We start from the raw sequence: 17,335 nt of genomic DNA, 5'->3' as shown, positions 1-17,335 counted from the left end.
CAGTCGCCTGGCCGTGGGCAGAGCGCCGCGACATGGTCTCGTCGGCCAGACGGGTCCGCGTCCTGGGGGCATGGGTGGGTCAGCCGGTCACGGCATCGCGGCCAATGACATCCCGGGCGATGATCATCTTCTGAATTTGCGGTGTGCCGTCGCCGATCTGGTAGCCCGACACGTCACGCAGCATGGCCTGCAGCGGCATTTCGTTCGACCAACCGACCTGCCCGTGCAGAACGACCGATTCCTGGATGGCGTTGAACGCCACCCTCGGCGCCCACCATTTGAGCATCGCCGCTTCTTTGGTGTGCGGCAGTCCGGCTGCGCGCAGACCCAGGGTGTGGTAGGCCAGTGATCGCACGGCGGCGAGGTAGGTCGTGTGCTCGGCGATGGCGAACGAAACACCCTGGTGCGCCGCCAACGGCCGGCCGAAGCTTCGGCGGTCCCGCGCGTAGGCCGTCGCCATGTCGATGGCGCGCTGGGCGGTGCCGACCGTGAGCAGACCGATCAGGGTGCGGCTCAGGTCGAACTCGGCCATGATGGCGCCAAATCCCGCTCCGGGAGCGCTGATTACACAGTCGTCGGGGACGAAAGCACTATCCATCATCACCGATCCGCGCCCGAGCGGCTTGAATCCCGGGTCGTCGAAGCTCTGCGATGACACCGTGTCCGCTGTCATGTCGACCAGGAAACAGCCGATTCCCCTGGAGCCCTTGGACGGGTCCGTCTGGGCGAGAACGACGGCAATCCCGGCGTGGGGCGCCTGGGTCACGGACGTCTTCTCTCCGCTCAGCGACCATCCACCGTCGACGCGCACCGCTTTGGTGGTCATTGCCGCGGCGTCGGATCCGGCGCCGGGCTCGGTGACCGCCCAGCAGCCCAGCGTCTTCCCGCTGGCGACCGCGGCGGCGTGCGCGGCGACGGCCGGGGACGAATGCCCGGCCAGCAGAGTCACCAGGCTGTTGGTGCTGAACAAGATGTAACCGATGTTCGGGTCGGCGTAGGCGATCTCCTCGCATGCGATGCCGACGGCGAGGAGGTCTGCTCCCTGACCGCCCAATTCTTCCGAGAGCGATAGCGTGGTCAGGTTGGCCTGCGCCAGCTGGGCGAGTTCGGCGTGGGGAAACTCGGTGCTGTTCGCGCGGTCGAGATAGCCGGGCAGGAATTCGCGCCGGGCAAACTTGCGGACGTCTTGCTGGAAGGCGAGATGGTCCTCATCGAGGATGAACGGCGAAGGTGACACAGGGGCTTCCTCCCGAAGCGTTGAATTGCCGGTAACGTTGGTGGTCAATTGATTTGGCGCGAACGATCGGCCCAGTGCCGGGCACGAAGCGCCTTCTTGTCGATCTTTCCGACCGCGGTCATCGGAAGGTCGGTGACGATCTCGAGCCGTTTCGGCGCCTGATGGGGACCCTTGCGGGCCCGCACCGATGCGATCAGTTGGTCCGCATCGATCGTCGCGTCGGGCCGGGCGACGACGAAGGCGGTGATCGCCTCACCCCACTTCTCATCGGGCACGCCGATCACCGCGACGGCAGACACGTCGGCGTGGGCGGCGATGGCGTCTTCGACTTCCTTGGCGAAGACGTTGAAACCGCCGGTGACGATCATGTCTTTCTTGCGGTCGACGATGTAGAAGAATCCGTCGTCGGCCCTGCGGGCCATGTCGCCGGTGTGCAGCCAGCCGCCGCGCAGGGCGGCGGCGGTCTCGTCGGGGCGTTTCCAGTAGCCGTTCATCAGGTTTCGCGAACGGACGGCGATCTCGCCTATCTCCCCGTCGGCGACCGGCGACCCGGCGTCGTCGAGCAGTTGGACTTCCACTCCCGGTACCGGGCGCCCGCAGGAGGCCAGCAATTCGGGCCGGCGGACCGGGTCGTGTTCGTCTTTGCGCAGGCTCGTCGTCATGCCCATGCATTCGGTTTGTCCGTAGACCTGCAGCAGGACCGGGCCGAAGACTTCTTGGGCCTCCTCGATGCGGGCCGCCGACATCGGTGCCGCGCCGTAGACGAGGGTCTCCAATGACGACGTTTCGACCGCGCCCGGGTCGGTCTTGTCCAGCAGGGTGTAGAGCATGGTCGGCACCAGGAAGGTGTAGTTGACCCTTTCGGCCTCAACGGCACGCAGCCACGCGTCGGGGTCGAAGCCCTGCTGCAGCACCACCGTCCCGCCGCGCAACAGCGTCGGCAGCAGCGGCAGCACCGCGGCGTGGGTGATCGGCGACGCGGCCAGGTAGCGCGGGTTCTCCGGCAAGCCCCAGCCGGCGGTCAGGCTTTGCACCTCTTGAACCAGGGCGCGGTGGGACAACATGGCCCCCTTCGGCTTGCCGGTCGTGCCGCCGGTGTACTGCAGCCAGCCGACCTCCTCCTCGTCAACCGGCAGCGCCCGCAGCGGGCCCGGTGCGACGCGGCCGGCGAGTTCCAGCAGGTCCGGGAAACCGCCGGTGGGTCCGATCGTGAGCACGTGGCGCACCGAGGCGGCGCGCTCCGCGATGATCGCGGCGGCTTCCGCGAACTTGGGGTGCACCACCAGCAGTTCGATTTCGGCGTCGTCACACAGGAATACGTGATCGCTGATCGATCCCATCGGATGCAGTCCGCTGTAGCGGGCGCCCGACAGGAAGGCGGCGGCCTGGGTCATGAAGACTTCGGGTGCGTTGGGGCTGAGCACCCCGACGCCGCATCCGCGCCCGACGCGGTGGTCGTGCATGACCCGCTGGATGCGGGCGGTGGTGTCGGCGGCTTCGGCATAGGTGACGCGTCGATCCCCCAGGACGAACGCCTCCCGGGTGGGATACCGGGTCAGCGCCTCGACGATCAGGCTGCTGTAGTTCGGCCCGGTAGCCGCTGTCGTGGTCACACATCGCTCCTCTGCCGTCTCGTGACGTCCACCTCACAGATCCCGCCGCTGTGACGCGGGTCTCCGCTCAGCCAATCTTGACTTATCAGTTAGTATTTCGCAATAGTGAATGTCGACTTAATACAAATTGCCAGTTCGGAGGCCGTATGGACACCGTGAGCATCGTCGGCGTGGGGATGACGCCGTTCGGCAAGTTCCCCGACCGGTCGCTGCGCGATCTCGGGACGGCGGCGATCGCCGAAGCTCTCACCGACGCCGGCGTGGCCGAGGGGGACATCGACCTCGTCGTCCACGCCAACGCCGCCGGGGGTTTGCTGACGGGGCAGGAGATGACCCGGGGACAGGTCGTCGTCTCCGGGACCGCATTGGCCGGGGCCCCCCTGGTCAATGTCGAAAACGCCTGCGCGAGCAGCTCGACGGCTCTGCACCTGGCCACGGCCGCGATCCTGTCGGGCATGTACCGCACCGTCCTGGTCGTGGGGAACGAGAAGATGAGCGGCCGCGGCACCCGCGCGGTCCTGGATGCACTGGCCACGGCGGCGGACGTCGACCGGATCGAGGAGTTCAACCGGGAGCTGACCGGCCGCACGGACGGCGCCGAGTCCTTCTTCATGGAGATCTACGCGCAGGAAACCCGCGACTACATGGCCCGCTCCGGAGCCACCCCGCTGGACTTCGCATCGACCGCCGCGAAGAACTCCGGTCATGCCGCGCTCAACCCGCACGCGCAGTACCGAACTCGACGGACCCCCGACGAGGTGCTGGCCAGCCGGCTCATCGCCGACCCACTGACCATGCTGATGTGCTCGCCGGTCGCCGACGGCGCCGCGGCGCTGGTGCTGCGCGCGACCGACGACACCGAGTCCCCCGACGCCGTGCGGGTGCGGGCGTCGGTGGTACGCACGGGCATACCCGGTGGCGGCAGCCAGACCCTGGAACGCCGCACCGCCGAGGCCGCCTACGAGCAGGCGGGTTTCGGGCCCGACGAGCTCGACGTCGTCGAGCTGCACGACGCCGCATCGCCGAACGAATTGATCCTCTACGAAGAGCTCGGTCTGTGCGCCCCCGGCGAAGGCCCGAAACTCGCCCGCAGCGGCGCGACCGCCCTCGGCGGGGACCTGCCGGTCAACACCAGCGGCGGGCTGGTGTCCAAGGGACATCCGGTCGGCGCGACCGGCGCGGCTCAAATCGTCGAACTCGTGACCCAACTGCGCGGGCGTGCCGGCGACCGCCAGGTCAGTGGCGCACGCCGGGCCCTCGCCGAAAACGCCGGGGGCTACAGCCATCCCGAAGCCGCCGCCTGCGCGGTCACCATCTTGAGCAGGGACTGACATGGCTACTGGCAGTGATGCGGTGCTGGTCGAACGGCGTGACAGCGCGCTATGGCTGCGCTTGAACCGGCCCGCCGCGATGAACGGGCTGAATCAGGAAATTCTTGACGGGCTGCACCGCGGTCTGGATCAGGCCGCCGGCGACCCCGGCACCCGCTGCATCGTCATCGCGGCATCAGGACGCGCGTTCTGCGCGGGCGCCGACCTGGCGTACGCGCGGTCCCTGGCGGCCCAAGAGCGGCCGCCCGGTCGTTACAGCCCCGGTCAACTCTTTCTGCGCCGCGTCCGCGAGCTGTTCGACCGGCTCGAGGCCGTCGAGATGCCCACCATCGCCGCCATCCAGGGGATCACCGTCGGGGGTGGCCTGGAACTGGTCCTGTGCTGCGACATGGCGCTCGCCTCCCGCTCCGCACGCATCGGCGACGGCCATGCCACCTACGGCCAGATCCCCGGAGGCGGCGCCTCGGTCCGTCTGACACGTCGACTCGGACTGTCCCGAACCAAACATCTGATGTTCACCGGCGAGCTCCATCCCGCGGAACGGTTCGAGGGCACCGATCTGCTCGTCGCCGTCGTCGACGACGACCGGCTCGAACCCGAGGTGGAGGCGATCGCCGCGCAGATCGCGACCAAGAGCCCCGTGGGCCTGGCGCGGATGAAGATGCTCGCCAATGCCGCCCTGCAGGTACCACCGGACGTCGGACTGACGATCGAGCTCGAGCAGTCCGCCCTGCACGAGACCTCAGCCGACTGGCGCGAAGGCCTCGCAGCATTCAACGAGAAGCGCCCGCCGAAATACGTTGGACGATAACGGAAAGAGAGCCACATCCTATGACTGAGGAAAACTTCCTGAGCTTGTCCGGCCGCGTCGTGCTCGTCACCGGGGCCGGGCAGGGCGTCGGGCGTGCGGTCGCGTTGCACTGCGCCAAACAGGGCGCGGCGTTGGTAGTCAACGACTTCCACGAGGAGCGGGCGAAGGCGGTCGCCGCGGAGATCGAGTGCGGTGGCGGCACCGCACTGCCGATCCAGTGCGACGTCACCCGATTCGACGCGGTGATGGAGATGGCGCGCAGGGCATCCGGCGAGTTGGGCGCCATCGACGTCTTGGTCAACAACGCGGGAAACGCTGGGCCGGCCGAAGACCCGATGGCACCCGCACCGCCCTTCTGGGAAACCGGCCCCGAGGACTGGGGGCCGTGGATCGGGACGAATTTCTTCGGCGTGCTCAACGCCTCTCGCGCGGTGCTGCCCGGGATGGTCGACAGGCAGTATGGGCGCATCATCACCGTCATCTCCGATGCAGGCCGCATCGGTGAACCCAATCTCGTGGTGTACGGCGGCGCCAAGGCCGGCGCCGCGGGCTTCTCCCGCGGCCTTGCCAAGGCCGTGGGCCGCTACGGGATCACGGTGAATTGCGTTGCCCTGTCCGGAATCAACACCCCGGGGGTGGCGACCGCCCTGGAGAACCCCGACGTGGCCAAGAAGGCATTGCGCTCCTACGTGGTCAGGCGCTTCGGCGAGCCCGACGATCCCGCGCGCCTGGTGGTGTTCCTCGCCTCGTCTGCCGGCGAATGGATCACCGGCCAGACCTACCCGGTCAACGGCGGCTACGCCGTCTCGGCATGACCACCCCCGATGCGCCCCTGGCGGGCATCCGTGTCGTCAGCCTCGCCGAGCAGTTTCCCGGCCCGTTCGCCACGCTGCTGCTGAGCGACCTCGGTGCTGACGTCGTCCAGGTCGAACGCCCGAACGGGGGCGACCCGTCACGTGCGTTCCCCGGCCACTACGACGCGCTCAACCGCGGCAAGCGCTCGGTGGCCCTGGATCTCAAGGATGCCGACGGCGCGGACGCATTCGGCCGGCTCGTCAGTCACGCGGACGTATTGCTGGAAGGTTTCCGACCGGGTGTGCTCTCCCGACTCGGCTTCGGGCCCGACGAACTCCTGCGCCGACATCCACGCCTGGTCTACGTGTCGGTCTCCGGTTTCGGTCAGGAGAGCCCGTTGCGGAATCATCCGGCGCACGACCTGAGTTTCCAGGCGATGGCCGGGCTGCTCGATTCCGAGGCGGCCCCGCACCCGCCGGTGTTGGCGCTCGCGGATCTGAGCGCCGGGATGTTCGCCGCGTTCGCCGCGCTCACCGGTGTCGTCGCGGCCCAGAAGACCGGCCGCGGCGGCCATTACGACGTCGCGATGTTGGACACGCTGTTGACGTTGGCGGCGACACGGCTGGTCCCGTCGGCCAATGGTCAGCCGCCCGACACTCTGGGCCTCGACCCCGGGTACGGCCTGTTCGCCACGGCCGACGGCGAATGGATCTCGTTGAGCATCGCCTTCGAGGACCACTTCTGGATGGCCCTCTGCGTGGCGTTGGACCTGCCTGAAATCGGTGCCATTTCGGCCGCGGAGCGCATCGGGGAACGCGAACGTCTGCGCGGCCTGATCGCGGCGCGGATCCTCGCCTCACCGGCCGACCACTGGGACAAGGTCCTGCTAGCGGCCGGCGTGCCCTACGGCCGGGTGAGCACACTGGCCGATGTGCTCGGTGACCCGAACACCCTGGCCCGACAGATGATTCAGTCAGTCGCGACCCCGGACGGTGAGAGGTCTTTCGTCCGGCAGCCCTTGATCGTCGACGGTGTGCCCCACGGGCCCACACGGGGGACCCCACGCCTCGGCGAGCACACCGCCGAGATTCTCCGAGAAGCCGGTGTGCCACCCGAGGTGGTCGATCGACTCGCCGCAACGCCCGAGAGCCCGATCCAAGCTCTATATTGACTGGGTAATATTACCGATCCGATCCATCGGAGGGTTGATGGCCAGGGAACGCGCAACCGATACGCAAGCGCTGGTGTCAGCCGCCGCGAAAACATTCCGGGAAAAGGGCTACCGCAACTCCACCATCGACGACATCGCCCTGGCCGCCGGTATATCCCGGCCGACGGTGTACAAGTACACCCGCACCAAGCAACAGCTTCTCGATCTCATGGTCGATGAGATGACCATGAAACTGGAAGAGGAACTACGCAGCGTCCAGTCCGCTGCCGACGACCCGGTGGAGCGCCTCCGGAAGACGATCATGGCCCACATCCAGGCGTCGTCGGCGAACAGAACGTTTTACGCGATCGTTTTCAGCGAGGAGGCCGAACTCTCGGACGCGGCACGAAAGACGTTCCGCAGCTGGGCCCATCAGCAAACGAAGGAATTCGCCTCGCTACTCGACGAATGCCTCGCCGCACGCGCCGGCTCGAAACGAAAGCGCCCGGACGTCGACACCCGTATCGCGGCCAACCTGCTCGAATCGATGCTGGCGACGCTGTATCGGTGGTATGACCCCGAGGGCAGCACCTCGCCAGAACGCCTGGCAGAACAGATCTGGTTGCTGTTCGGGAGCGTCTTCGAATAGCCGCCGTTCCTCGGGCCGGTCCGCGCTGGGCGATCCTTGAGGCAACATCCCGGGCGTAGAACAGCACTCGCTGTTGCCGTGCCTGATGGCCCGGTAGAGGCGGGCGCCCAGGATTAATTCGAGGTTCGTGCGGATCGGCTGTGGCGGCCACCCGATAAGTTCGAAACCGCCGCCCGAAATGCGCACCGATCGGGTGAGCGCTCGCTTGATTAATACTTACTGATTAGTAAAGATAGAATGGACGAACGGTGGCGATGGAGACAACATATGCGCGCGGTGCGGTACACGAGAACCGGTCCAGCCAGGGAAGTGCTCGAACAAGTGGATCTGCCCGTCCCCGAGCCGGGCTACAGAGAAGTCCGTGTCCGCGTCCATGCCTCCGGCGTGAATCCCGCTGATGTCAAACGGCGTTCGGGATGGGGCCGGATTACGCTGGACACCCCTTACCTCATTCCCCACGACGACGGCGCCGGGGTCGTCGACGCGGTCGGACCCGGCGTGGCGGGTGTGCACAAAGGCGACCGCGTCTGGGTGTTCGACGCACGACTCGGACGACAGACCGGGACGGCGGCCGAATACGTCTGCGTTCCAGACATCAAGGTCGAGCCGCTGCCGGCGAGTGTCGACTTCGCAACAGGAGCGTCCCTGGGCATCCCCGGCAGGACCGCGCATCGATGCCTGTTCACCGACGGGCCCATCGACGGCGCCACGGTGCTGGTAGCGGGTGCGGCAGGCTCGGTCGGTCACTCAGCCGTACAACAGGCCCGGCTCAGCGGCGCCCGAGTCATCGGAACCGTTGGCCGCGAAGAGAACCGCAAGGTCGCGCTCGATGCGGGATGCGATCATGTCATCGACTACCGCTCCGACCGTATCGCCGACGAACTCCTGGAGCTGACCGACGGCCACGGATTCGACCGGATCGTCGAAGTGGACGCCGCGGCCAACATCGACACCGACAGCCGGGTGATCGCGACGAACGGCACCATCGCCGTCTATGCGACCGACTCCGGTCACGCACCGAAGCTGCCGCTGTGGCGCCTGATGAACAAAAGCGTCAACCTACGCAACGTGCTGCTCTACAACCTCCCGCACCACGAACATCGGCTCGCCGCAGACGATCTCAATCGCTGGATCGCCGCCGGCGACCTGACCCCACGGATAGGGCGCCGCTTCTGCCTGCAGAACACCGCCGCAGCCCACGAAGCCGTCGAGGCCGGGACGGGCGCGGGAAACGTCGTCGTCGACATCGCGGCACCGGCATAGTCACTCGGCACCACACCACGGCACATCGGGAGTACACCATGGCACGCACATTCACCGTTCCCAAGGTCGAGGGAATCACCTACGGCGAGGGGGCATTCGACGCACTGGGCGATACTGTCCGCGCGCAGGGAGGGCGCCGGCCCGCCGCCATCATGTCGGGATCGTTGGCGGCAACCGATGTCGCCCAAGCGCTTCGAGCTCAGTTCGGCGACGCCCTGGTCGGGGTCTATGCCAGCATTCCCCAGCACGTACCGAGGGCGGCCGTGCTCGAGGCCGCCGCGATGGCGCGTGACGGCGGTGCTGACAGCTTGATCAGCATCGGAGGCGGAACACCCATCGACTGCGCCAAAGCCGTCGCGATGTGCCTGGCTACCGGCATCACGACACCCGACGATTTCGAGAAGTACCGAATTCGCTTCACCTATCCAGATGTGTACGACGTCCCCGCCATCCCCGGACACGCCATCCCGCACGTCGCGGTTCCGACCACCCTTTCCGGCGGCGAACACACCGGGCTGGCGGGCGTCACCGACGAGATCACCCACACAAAGCACGCCTACACGGCGCCAACCCTTACACCGAAGTCGGTCATCCTCGACCCCGAAGTAGCGGCACGCACCCCCCCTTGGCTCTGGGCGGCATCGGGGGTCCGCGCCATCGACCACGCAGTGGAGGGAATACTTTCGGCGAGGAGCATGCCCATGGCGGACGCCCTCGGACTCGAGGCACTGCGCCTATTGGCCGCCAACCTCGAGCACAGCACCAAAAATCCCCACGACGCGCAGTCGCGCACCAACTGTTTGCTGGCCAGCTGGCTGTCGATCTTCGGCGCCACCAACGTCGGCATGGGTCTGTCGCACGGGATCGGGCATCAGCTCGCCGCGCAATTCGACATCACCCACGGCGTCACTTCGGCCATCATGTTGCCGCACGTCATGGAGTTCAATGCCGCGCTCACCGCGCCGCAACTGCGCCGCATCGCCGACGCGCTGGGGCGCGACACACGCGACTTAGACGACGCTTCTGCTGCGCAGCAAGCCATCTCGGCCGTTCGGGACCTGGTCACCCGCCTCGGCGTCACCAACACCATCTCGGCAGCCGGAGGCACCCGCGAAGGATTGGCCGACTTGGCCGAGCACATCATGGGCGATGCCGCCGTCGCAGCAAGCCGACGACCTGTCGGCAAACAAGACATCCTCGCGCTCCTCGACGCGGCATGGTGACGGGCGCTACCCACCTACTCAAAGACGACCCGAGAGACGGAGAGGCTGATGCACGCTGTGAGCGACGAACGTATTCGAATCAGGCAGCGGGGGGCCGTCATGACCGCGACGCTATGCCGTGGTGACGTGGGCAACGGGATCGACCGCCTTCTCGCGGATTCGTTGGTGGCATGGGCGGATCGGGTGGTGGCCGACGCTAAGGCTGGTCGGCTGCGAGTGGCAGTCCTACGCAACGAAGGGTTCGGGTTCTGTGTCGGCGGCGATCTCGTTCACTTCACCAGCGTGGCGAACATGGCCGCCGAGCTCAACTACGTTGCCGGGTCGATCCATGAAGCCATCAAAATTCTTGTGACGGCGCCGGTTCCCATTGTCACCGTCGTCGATGGCGTAGCTGCCGGCGGCGGAGTCGGGCTGGCTTTGGTCGGAGACATCGTCATCGGGTCCCCGGCAACGAAATTCAAAATGGCCTACACCGGCGTCGGACTGTCTCCGGACTGTGGTGGGTCATGGTTCTTGACTCAGCGTGTCGGCCTGGGCCGAGCGTTGGAAATGACGCTAACCAACCGGACGGTGGGAGTCGATGAGGCGGAGCGCACCGGACTTGTGGGGCCGGTGAGTGACTCGAATGCCGGCATCGACCAAACGGTGGACCAGGTTACCGCGCTTCTCGCGTCAATGTCGCGAGAATCCCTTGCCACCACCAAGCGACTGATCCGGTCAAGCATGACGACCGACTTGTTCGCGCACCTTGATGTGGAGGCGCACAACATCTCTCGGCTTGGCGCCACTCCCGACGGCCTCGAAGGTGTGCGCGTATTCTCCGAGAAACGGCCTCCGGTCTTCGAAGACTCTGTTGGCGCAGAACGGCGATAGCGTAGAGCAAGAGGGCGTTTAACATCATGACTGCGCTCGACCAAGCCGCAACGTGATGCATGTTGAACACGACCGTGATGGTTGGGTGGGGGCCGCTGCAATTCCCCTTCGGTCATGAGAGGACATGTCTCTAACTGTGGGTTTGTGGAATTCTCGGGAGATTGCCGGCAGCGTGTTTCTTAAGTTTACGGCAGGTCCTGGAACCAAGAACTTGCGCACAAACCGTGTCTGCGGAAGTGATACCGTTCGCTGGCCTTCGTGCACGCTATTGGCACCCCGTCTCCTCGAAGTGACAACTGGTGCTCGCCCGTCCCGGCGCTACCCCACAGCACGTCGACGGCGTCCCTTTTTCCGCTTGACCGCGCCGAATCCGCCTGCACGCCAATCATATTCCGGCCGACCGGCTTGATGGCTTCCTGCCGCCGACCCGAGACGAAAACGTGAGCTTCCTCGTCCACGGACAACGTGGCACCGGCGGTGCGGCATACCGCTTGATCCAACCGTGGTCACCGCCGCCTTGCCGTCAAGCTTTCCGATGACCACTCCATCGGGCGATTACCTGGCCGGCGAAGTCGAGCATCTGGTCAAGGCTGGGGAACATCGCGAAGGCATCCACAATCGCCTCATCGACACCGGACCCGGCGAGCCGCTCGAGCCTGTCGGCAACCGAGTCCACCGACGTGCCCGATTCGAGGTTGATCCGCATGGCCGTCCTCAGCGCGTCGGGGTCACGGCCGGCGTCCTGGGCCGCACGACGCGCGACCGACCACAGGTGGTCGGTGACCTCGGCCTGCAGTCCCTCGACCCCGAGCCAGCCGGTGCCGCTGCGGCCGACCCGGCGCATGGCGGCCTCGCTGGCACCGCCGATCCAGATGGGCGGGCCGCCGGGCTGGACCGGGCGCAGGTCGGCATGGACCGGCGGCAGCGAGAAGAACTCGCTCTCCCAGCTCACCGGGGTGGTCGTCCACCACTCGCGCAGGAACGCCAGCAGGTCATCGAGCATCTTCCCGCGCCGGCTCCAGTCCGCGCCGCGGGCGACGTCGTGCTCGTCCTTCATCCATCCGATTCCCACGCCCACGTCCAGGCGGCCGCCGCTGAGCACGTCGAGCGTGGTCAGCAGGCGGGCCAGGTGCGGCGGCTCGTAATAGAACGTGCTGAGCGTGCTGGAGTTCAGCCGGATCCGGGTGGTCGCCGTCGCGGCGACCGTCCACAGCAGCACCGGATCGAGGTAACGGGTCATCTGCGGCGGGTACGGCTGCTCTTTGCCCGGATAGGTGCTGTGCATAGCAACCGGCGTGACCAGCCGATCGCCGACCCACAGCGTGTCGTAGCCCAGATCCTCGAGTCCGCGACAGAACACGCCCAGACCAGCGGCGCCGCTGACGGCGGGCCCGACCATCGGAATTGCGAAACCAAGCTTCATTAGGAGTTCCTTTCGGTGATCCATCAACCATTGTCGGGGCACAAGGCGCCCCGGTCGTCAACGCGGCTCAGGCCGGAACGACGGCGCCGAGGGCGAAATCGAAATTCCCCACCCCGTGACGGGCAAGACCCATCATGACGAGGCCCGTTCCTTCCAGCCAGTGCGCCATGTGCAGGCCGCCGACATCCAGCGGGCGCAGCCCGAGGCTCTCGATGAACTCCGCCACGCCCGCCTTGGCGCGCGCGTCGTCCCCGGCGACGAAGACGTCGAGCGGCCGGCCCTGAGCCAGGACCGCGCCGAAGATGGTGTTGAACGCCTTCACCACGCTGGCGCTGGCCGGGGCGGCCTTGGCCACTTCCTGCGCGATCGACGTGTCACCGGGGATGGCCAGCCCGTCAGCCGCGGCATTGAAGGGGTTGCTGATCTCGACGATGACCTTGCCCGCGAGGGCGTCCCCGTACTGGGCGACGACCGGAACGACGTTGGCGTACAGCACGGACAGGATGACGATGTCCCCGGCCGGGACGGCGCCGAACTCTCCAATCGTGGCGCCGCCGCCGAGATCCTTGGCCAGGTCGGCGGCCTTGGACCGATCGCGGCCGATGACCTCGACGGTGTTGCCGCCCGCTACCGCCAGCGCCCCGATGGCCCGGGCCATGTTTCCCGTGCCGATGATGCTGATGCTGCTCATGAGGGTCTCCGTCTGAACGAGTCGAAAAGGTTGACATGTCCACCTTAATGGCAGTTGGATGACATGTCAACCAATCGGGTAGAGTGGGGCTCGATGGAACCGAACTGGCTGAACCCTCGTGAAGACCGTGCCTGGCGCGCCTTCCAGCACGCGCATCATCGGCTCGACGTGCACCTGAGTCGGGGCCTGCAGAAGTCCGGCTTATCCGGGGCCGACTACGAGATCCTCGCGGTGCTCTCGAGTCACGACGGGGACCGCATGCCCGCGCACGAGCTGTGCCACGCCCTGGGTTGGGAGAAGAGCCGTGTCTCCCATCAGGTGCGGCGCATGCAGAATGGCGGGCTGATCCGCCGCGAGCCCAACCCCGACGACGCCCGCAGCACCATGGTCTGCCTGCTACCGGCTGGCCGCGCCGCCATCGAGAAGGCGGCGCCCGCCCACGTCGAGGATGTCCGCCGGAACTTCATCGACCTGCTCAGCCCGGCTGAACTCGACATACTCGCCGCCCTCAACGAACGCGTCCTGCACCATCTCGCCACAGAAGACTCCGCCGCCAAAGCCGCCAAAGAAGAGCCTTCATAACTTCATAGGCACAGACATCAAAGGCGCTCACCTCTACGGCGGATCCTGGAACCGAACGGTTGTGCCGGGCGGCCCCCATCACCACGTCCGACTCTGGATCTAACACCGAGACAACCGCCGCAGTAGGCCGGAAACAGCGCACTGCACAAGACCGCTCTACCGGGTGACGCGGAGCCTAATCCCAGGCAAGTTTTATGCACTGGGCTTTTGAGATTCTCGTGAGAGACCGCGTTTACTGGCGTTGGGGAGCGAGGCGCTTCAACGCGAGTCCGCCTTCGAAAGGGCGGTAGCCGAATGCGGCTGGGGCGCGGTACCCGGTGTCTTCGAGGGGCGTATGCACTTCGGCCACGGTCGGCCCGATCTCGGCTGCAATCGGTGCCAGCGCGTCGAGGTCGAATCGGTACAGCCGGGCCGCATTCTCCGCCAGAATTTTTCGGCACTCGCTTTCCGATCTGTTGTGTAGCGCCCACCGGATGGCCAGCCTGGATTGCGGAGCGAAGCCCTCCTCGTGCGGGTAGTCGCTTCCCCACAGAATGTGGTCTGCACCCATGAAATCGATCATGACTGATTCGAAGGGCGCCAATTCGCTGGCCAGGTAGCAGTTCCGCTGGGCGTACTGACTCGGCGTGAGGGTAAGCCCATCGACCGAGGAACCACCGAACATGCCGTACGTGCGGTTGCCGGCTTCGGACTTCATCGTCGGCACCATCGCATCGAGCATCATCAGTTGCTGCTGCACCCACAGTGTGCCCTGCTCGGTGGGGGCGAACCTCAGCGTGGGGTGACGCTCGAAAACCCCGGCCAGGATGAGATGTCCCAGGGTCCGCTGTGCCCACAACGCCATTTCCGTAATGAGCACGGCGTTGGATGCCGGCTGATCCATGGGCATTGCCGGACTTCCGGGGCCGCCGTGCTGCACGATCGTCAGATCCAGTTCGCTGCACAACCGCCAAATCGGCTCATATCGAGTGTGGAACAGCGGGGCGACATTGGGGTCGCCCGGCGATACCGGGGGCAGCAACACTCCACCAAAGCAGCCTTGCTCGTTGCCCCAACGGATTTCGTCCAGTGCGGCGTCAACGTCGTTGGGGAATACCTGGATCAATCCTCGCCGGCGTGCGGGTGCCAGCGAACAAAAATCGACCTGCCATCGGTTGTGCGCCTGCACGCCCGCCCAGCGGTGTTCGAATTCCGCTCGGTTCTCGGGCAACGAGATGGTGATGTTGGGGGATGTCGGAAAGAAGGGAGGAACAGTGTTGGGCAGCAACAGCTCCGCTGCGACCCCGTCAGCGTCCATTTCGGAGATACGCAACTCATGGTCCCAGTTGCGCTTCGCGGTGGCGATGATCAAGTCATCGAATGGACTCGCATACGTCTTGGCCCACGCGTCGAAGTCGTCATGGAAAGCCTGCGGGAGATACGGCTTGTATTCGAGGAGGTCGGCGCCGGCGTGGGTATCCGCAGAAATGACAGTGTAGCGGGACGGGGTCTCAGGGGTGGCCATCAATCATCTCCTCAATGAGAATGCGACACCGGTCATTGTCTCGTAGCCGATACGCTGAATGTTTCGTTCAGCGGAATCAATCCCGCCCGGGTGGAGTGAGGGCAATCCTAGATGGGATCGAATGCCGAAATAAGCCATGCACCACGGACTTTGGTTAAGCTAACCATGACGCTACTGGCGGTCTGAACCGGCTCAGGTGCATCCTTGCTTGTTGTGGTTTGATCGAGGAAGACCAATACCCTGGCGGTGTCTGGGTGCAATTCGCTGATGACGGCGCGCTTGATCGCGGCTTGGGTGTTGACGGCTTTCTGCTTGGCCGCGGGCGCCACTATTTGGTCGGCGAATTTGCCGTAGTACGTCAAGAAGTCGCCGGTCAGGTGTGACTTTGCGCCGGCCAGGTCACTGTCCAGTTTCTCGGGCGTATACGACAGCAGCGCGACGGTTCCCTCGCTTGCCGCACTGATCACCGACTTGGCTGTGGAGTCGTTGGTTTGCTGGTCGTGTCGATATTCACCGAAGTACAGCGCGGCGGCTGCGATAGTGGCCGCGACCAACAGCAGGCCGACGATCAGTAGTGGCCAGTGCGATAGTGCGGTTCCTATCCGGATGCGGCGACTGTTGGTGGCGTCGTTCGCGGTCGTCCGTTGATCGTCACCGGTGATGTCGTCGCGCTGGTCGTCGCCGGCCACTGCGAGGGCGAGTTCAAGGTCAGTGAGGCTTTGGTTTTCGAGCTGTCCGATGGTCATGGGATGAACTCCATGCTCGACATTTTGATTTTCCCACCGTCGCGGGCCAGTTTGACGCTCAACCGCCACGAGCGTGGCTGCTCGGCGGCGCCGGCGGTATTGGTGAGCGTGGAGCTGGCAGCAACGGCCACGACCGCAGTGTCTTCGGTCATGGACTCGAGGCACGCGGCTTGCACAGTTGTCTTGGTCGAGACTTTCGCAGTCTGCGCGGCTTTGACGAACTCGTCGGCCGCGCCGCGGAAGTCATCTCTGAACTGGCCGGTCGAGCTGTCGATGATGCGCTGTACGTCGTCTTTAGCGCTGTCGGCGCTAATCGACATCAGGGTGACGACGGCTTGTCGCGCGGCAGCCGTGAATTCCGCGCCCCGTTGTTGCTTGCTGAGCAGCTGATCGTGGTGTCGGACCATGACCGCGCTTGCTGCGAGAAGCGCCGCGGTGCTCAGTATCCCGATGACAGCCACCATTGTGGTTAGTTTCGGGCGGCGAAAGTGTGTCTTCCTGCGCCGTCGGGGTGGCGCCCCGCCTTGATCAGGCGGTTCGGTGCCATAGGTGCGCTCGGGATCGGCGAGTAGGGTTGCAGCGCAGGTTATTTCGTCAGTGGGGGTTGCTGCCCTATCGTCGGCGGAGGTCTCAGCGGTTTCTGCCGATGCGGTGTCGGTTGCTTCGGCCTGTTGGCGTTGCCGGATGGCCTGGACGCGGGCGCGCGCAGCCGCAGCGAGTGCTTCGGCTTCGGCAGCTGCTGCCTCCGCTGCTTCGATGAGGTCTGCATCATCGGCCCGCTCTGAGGTGACATCGAGAGGGCCGGCGTCACGTTTCGGGGATGAATTCGTGGCGGGCATTGCCGTCCTCTCTCCGTTTCCACCGGGTATGAGGGAAGCCGACCCGGCGGTTGGTTGATACCAGCGGCTAATAGAGCACACGATAGGCCTCGGCGAAACGGTCGTGGACTGTAGTTCCCGCTCAGTGAGCATTCACCTGGGTACCGGTGGCCGCCGAGTTACCAGTGACGCACCGAACACAGCGCGCCTTTGGCGCCGTTGTTGGTGGCCACGACTGTCCCGTCCACGGCGAGTTCGCAGTGAAAGTCCGGCGTGGCCGGCGACATCCCGCTGGTGGCGATGACCATGGCCCATTCATCGGGAGTTGCCAACCAGACGTCCCGCGTCCACCGTGTGCCTGGACCCACGTCGGCCTCGACCTTGGGACTGAATTGGTAGGGGTCGTGGCTATATTCGGCCCAGCCGGGTGGATCGGCGTCCCGGAAGTAGATGTCTGCGGTGACGCGGCGCTGCGCGGTCACGGTGTAGGTGACGTGGTGCAGCACCGGCTCGTCAGCGCGGGTGACCGGCGTTGCGGCTGCGGCCGCCGCAACGAGAATTGTCGCGGCCAGCCCGGCGAGGGACTGCGCGGGGCGCCTGAGCATATTGTTCGCCACGGTCACGTG

The 17,335-nt window shown here is 65.7% G+C and carries 17 protein-coding genes; 9 read left to right on the top strand and 8 right to left on the bottom strand.

The genetic code is table 11. From position 1 onward, the window contains the following. Positions 1–79: 79 nt before the first annotated feature. Positions 80–1,237: an acyl-CoA dehydrogenase family protein gene (locus AWC03_RS21100; RefSeq protein WP_142278456.1), complete on the bottom strand. Its 1,158-nt coding sequence runs from the start codon at positions 1,235–1,237 to the stop codon at positions 80–82. Between the two features lie 44 nt (positions 1,238–1,281). Beyond that, positions 1,282–2,850, bottom strand: coding sequence for an AMP-binding protein (locus AWC03_RS21095; RefSeq protein ID WP_085242660.1), 1,569 nt, complete (start codon positions 2,848–2,850; stop codon positions 1,282–1,284). 146 nt (positions 2,851–2,996) lie between these two features. On the opposite strand from AWC03_RS21095, the gene AWC03_RS21090 reads away from it, so the two are divergent. The 8 genes from AWC03_RS21090 (at position 2,997) to AWC03_RS21055 (ending at position 10,945) form a co-directional block, all read left to right on the top strand. Then, positions 2,997–4,181, top strand: a complete 1,185-nt coding sequence (locus AWC03_RS21090) for a thiolase family protein (RefSeq protein WP_085242659.1) — start codon at positions 2,997–2,999, stop codon at positions 4,179–4,181. A gap of 1 nt (position 4,182) precedes the next feature. Then, positions 4,183–4,992, top strand: coding sequence for an enoyl-CoA hydratase/isomerase family protein (locus AWC03_RS21085; protein WP_085242658.1), 810 nt, complete (start codon positions 4,183–4,185; stop codon positions 4,990–4,992). 20 nt (positions 4,993–5,012) lie between these two features. Beyond that, a complete protein-coding gene (locus tag AWC03_RS21080) occupies positions 5,013–5,807 on the top strand; it encodes an SDR family NAD(P)-dependent oxidoreductase (protein WP_085242657.1) in 795 nt (264 codons plus the stop codon). Then, positions 5,804–6,958, top strand: coding sequence for a CaiB/BaiF CoA transferase family protein (locus tag AWC03_RS21075; RefSeq protein ID WP_158089989.1), 1,155 nt, complete (start codon positions 5,804–5,806; stop codon positions 6,956–6,958). The genes AWC03_RS21080 and AWC03_RS21075 overlap by 4 nt, the downstream gene beginning before the upstream one ends. Before the next feature lie 37 nt (positions 6,959–6,995). Then, on the top strand, positions 6,996–7,586 hold the full coding sequence (locus tag AWC03_RS21070; protein ID WP_085242655.1) for a TetR/AcrR family transcriptional regulator: 591 nt from the start codon (positions 6,996–6,998) through the stop codon (positions 7,584–7,586). A gap of 237 nt (positions 7,587–7,823) precedes the next feature. After that, positions 7,824–8,849 carry a zinc-binding dehydrogenase gene (locus AWC03_RS21065; protein ID WP_085242654.1) on the top strand — a complete coding sequence of 342 codons (1,026 nt, stop codon included), beginning with the start codon at positions 7,824–7,826 and terminating at the stop codon, positions 8,847–8,849. A 38-nt stretch (positions 8,850–8,887) separates the two neighbouring features. Continuing rightward, entirely contained in the window at positions 8,888–10,072 is a 1,185-nt protein-coding gene (locus tag AWC03_RS21060) for an iron-containing alcohol dehydrogenase (RefSeq protein WP_085242653.1), read from the top strand. A gap of 48 nt (positions 10,073–10,120) precedes the next feature. Continuing rightward, a complete protein-coding gene (locus AWC03_RS21055; protein WP_085242652.1) occupies positions 10,121–10,945 on the top strand; it encodes an enoyl-CoA hydratase/isomerase family protein in 825 nt (274 codons plus the stop codon). Between the two features lie 523 nt (positions 10,946–11,468). On the opposite strand, the gene AWC03_RS21045 is transcribed toward AWC03_RS21055, so the two are convergent. Together AWC03_RS21045 and AWC03_RS21040 are read right to left on the bottom strand one after the other, a co-directional pair. Beyond that, entirely contained in the window at positions 11,469–12,368 is a 900-nt protein-coding gene (locus AWC03_RS21045) for a TIGR03619 family F420-dependent LLM class oxidoreductase (protein WP_085242651.1), read from the bottom strand. 67 nt (positions 12,369–12,435) lie between these two features. Next, positions 12,436–13,059, bottom strand: a complete 624-nt coding sequence (locus tag AWC03_RS21040) for an NADPH-dependent F420 reductase (RefSeq protein WP_085242650.1) — start codon at positions 13,057–13,059, stop codon at positions 12,436–12,438. Positions 13,060–13,152: 93 nt separating this feature from the next. Between AWC03_RS21040 and AWC03_RS21035 the strand changes: the two genes are divergently transcribed. After that, entirely contained in the window at positions 13,153–13,641 is a 489-nt protein-coding gene (locus AWC03_RS21035; RefSeq protein WP_085242649.1) for a MarR family winged helix-turn-helix transcriptional regulator, read from the top strand. A 232-nt stretch (positions 13,642–13,873) separates the two neighbouring features. Here AWC03_RS21035 and AWC03_RS21030 read toward each other — a convergent pair whose 3' ends face one another. From AWC03_RS21030 to AWC03_RS21015, 4 genes are all read right to left on the bottom strand, one after another. After that, complete coding sequence (locus tag AWC03_RS21030; protein ID WP_211279263.1) at positions 13,874–15,145, bottom strand: amidohydrolase family protein; 1,272 nt, start codon at positions 15,143–15,145, stop codon at positions 13,874–13,876. A gap of 107 nt (positions 15,146–15,252) precedes the next feature. After that, the gene (locus AWC03_RS21025) at positions 15,253–15,891 is read right to left on the bottom strand and encodes a twin-arginine translocation pathway signal (RefSeq protein ID WP_142278455.1); all 639 of its coding nucleotides are present in this window, start codon (positions 15,889–15,891) and stop codon (positions 15,253–15,255) included. Then, the gene (locus AWC03_RS21020; RefSeq protein ID WP_085242647.1) at positions 15,888–16,730 is read right to left on the bottom strand and encodes a hypothetical protein; all 843 of its coding nucleotides are present in this window, start codon (positions 16,728–16,730) and stop codon (positions 15,888–15,890) included. The genes AWC03_RS21025 and AWC03_RS21020 overlap by 4 nt, the downstream gene beginning before the upstream one ends. A gap of 158 nt (positions 16,731–16,888) precedes the next feature. Next, positions 16,889–17,314, bottom strand: coding sequence for a hypothetical protein (locus AWC03_RS21015; protein WP_085242719.1), 426 nt, complete (start codon positions 17,312–17,314; stop codon positions 16,889–16,891). Between the last annotated feature and the right edge of the window lie 21 nt (positions 17,315–17,335).

Origin of the sequence: Mycobacterium europaeum, assembly GCF_002102155.1 — a bacterium.
GTDB lineage: Bacteria > Actinomycetota > Actinomycetes > Mycobacteriales > Mycobacteriaceae > Mycobacterium > Mycobacterium europaeum.
The sequence above is the reverse complement of the archived record's forward strand: the minus strand, read 5'-3'. Positions and strand labels throughout refer to the sequence as shown.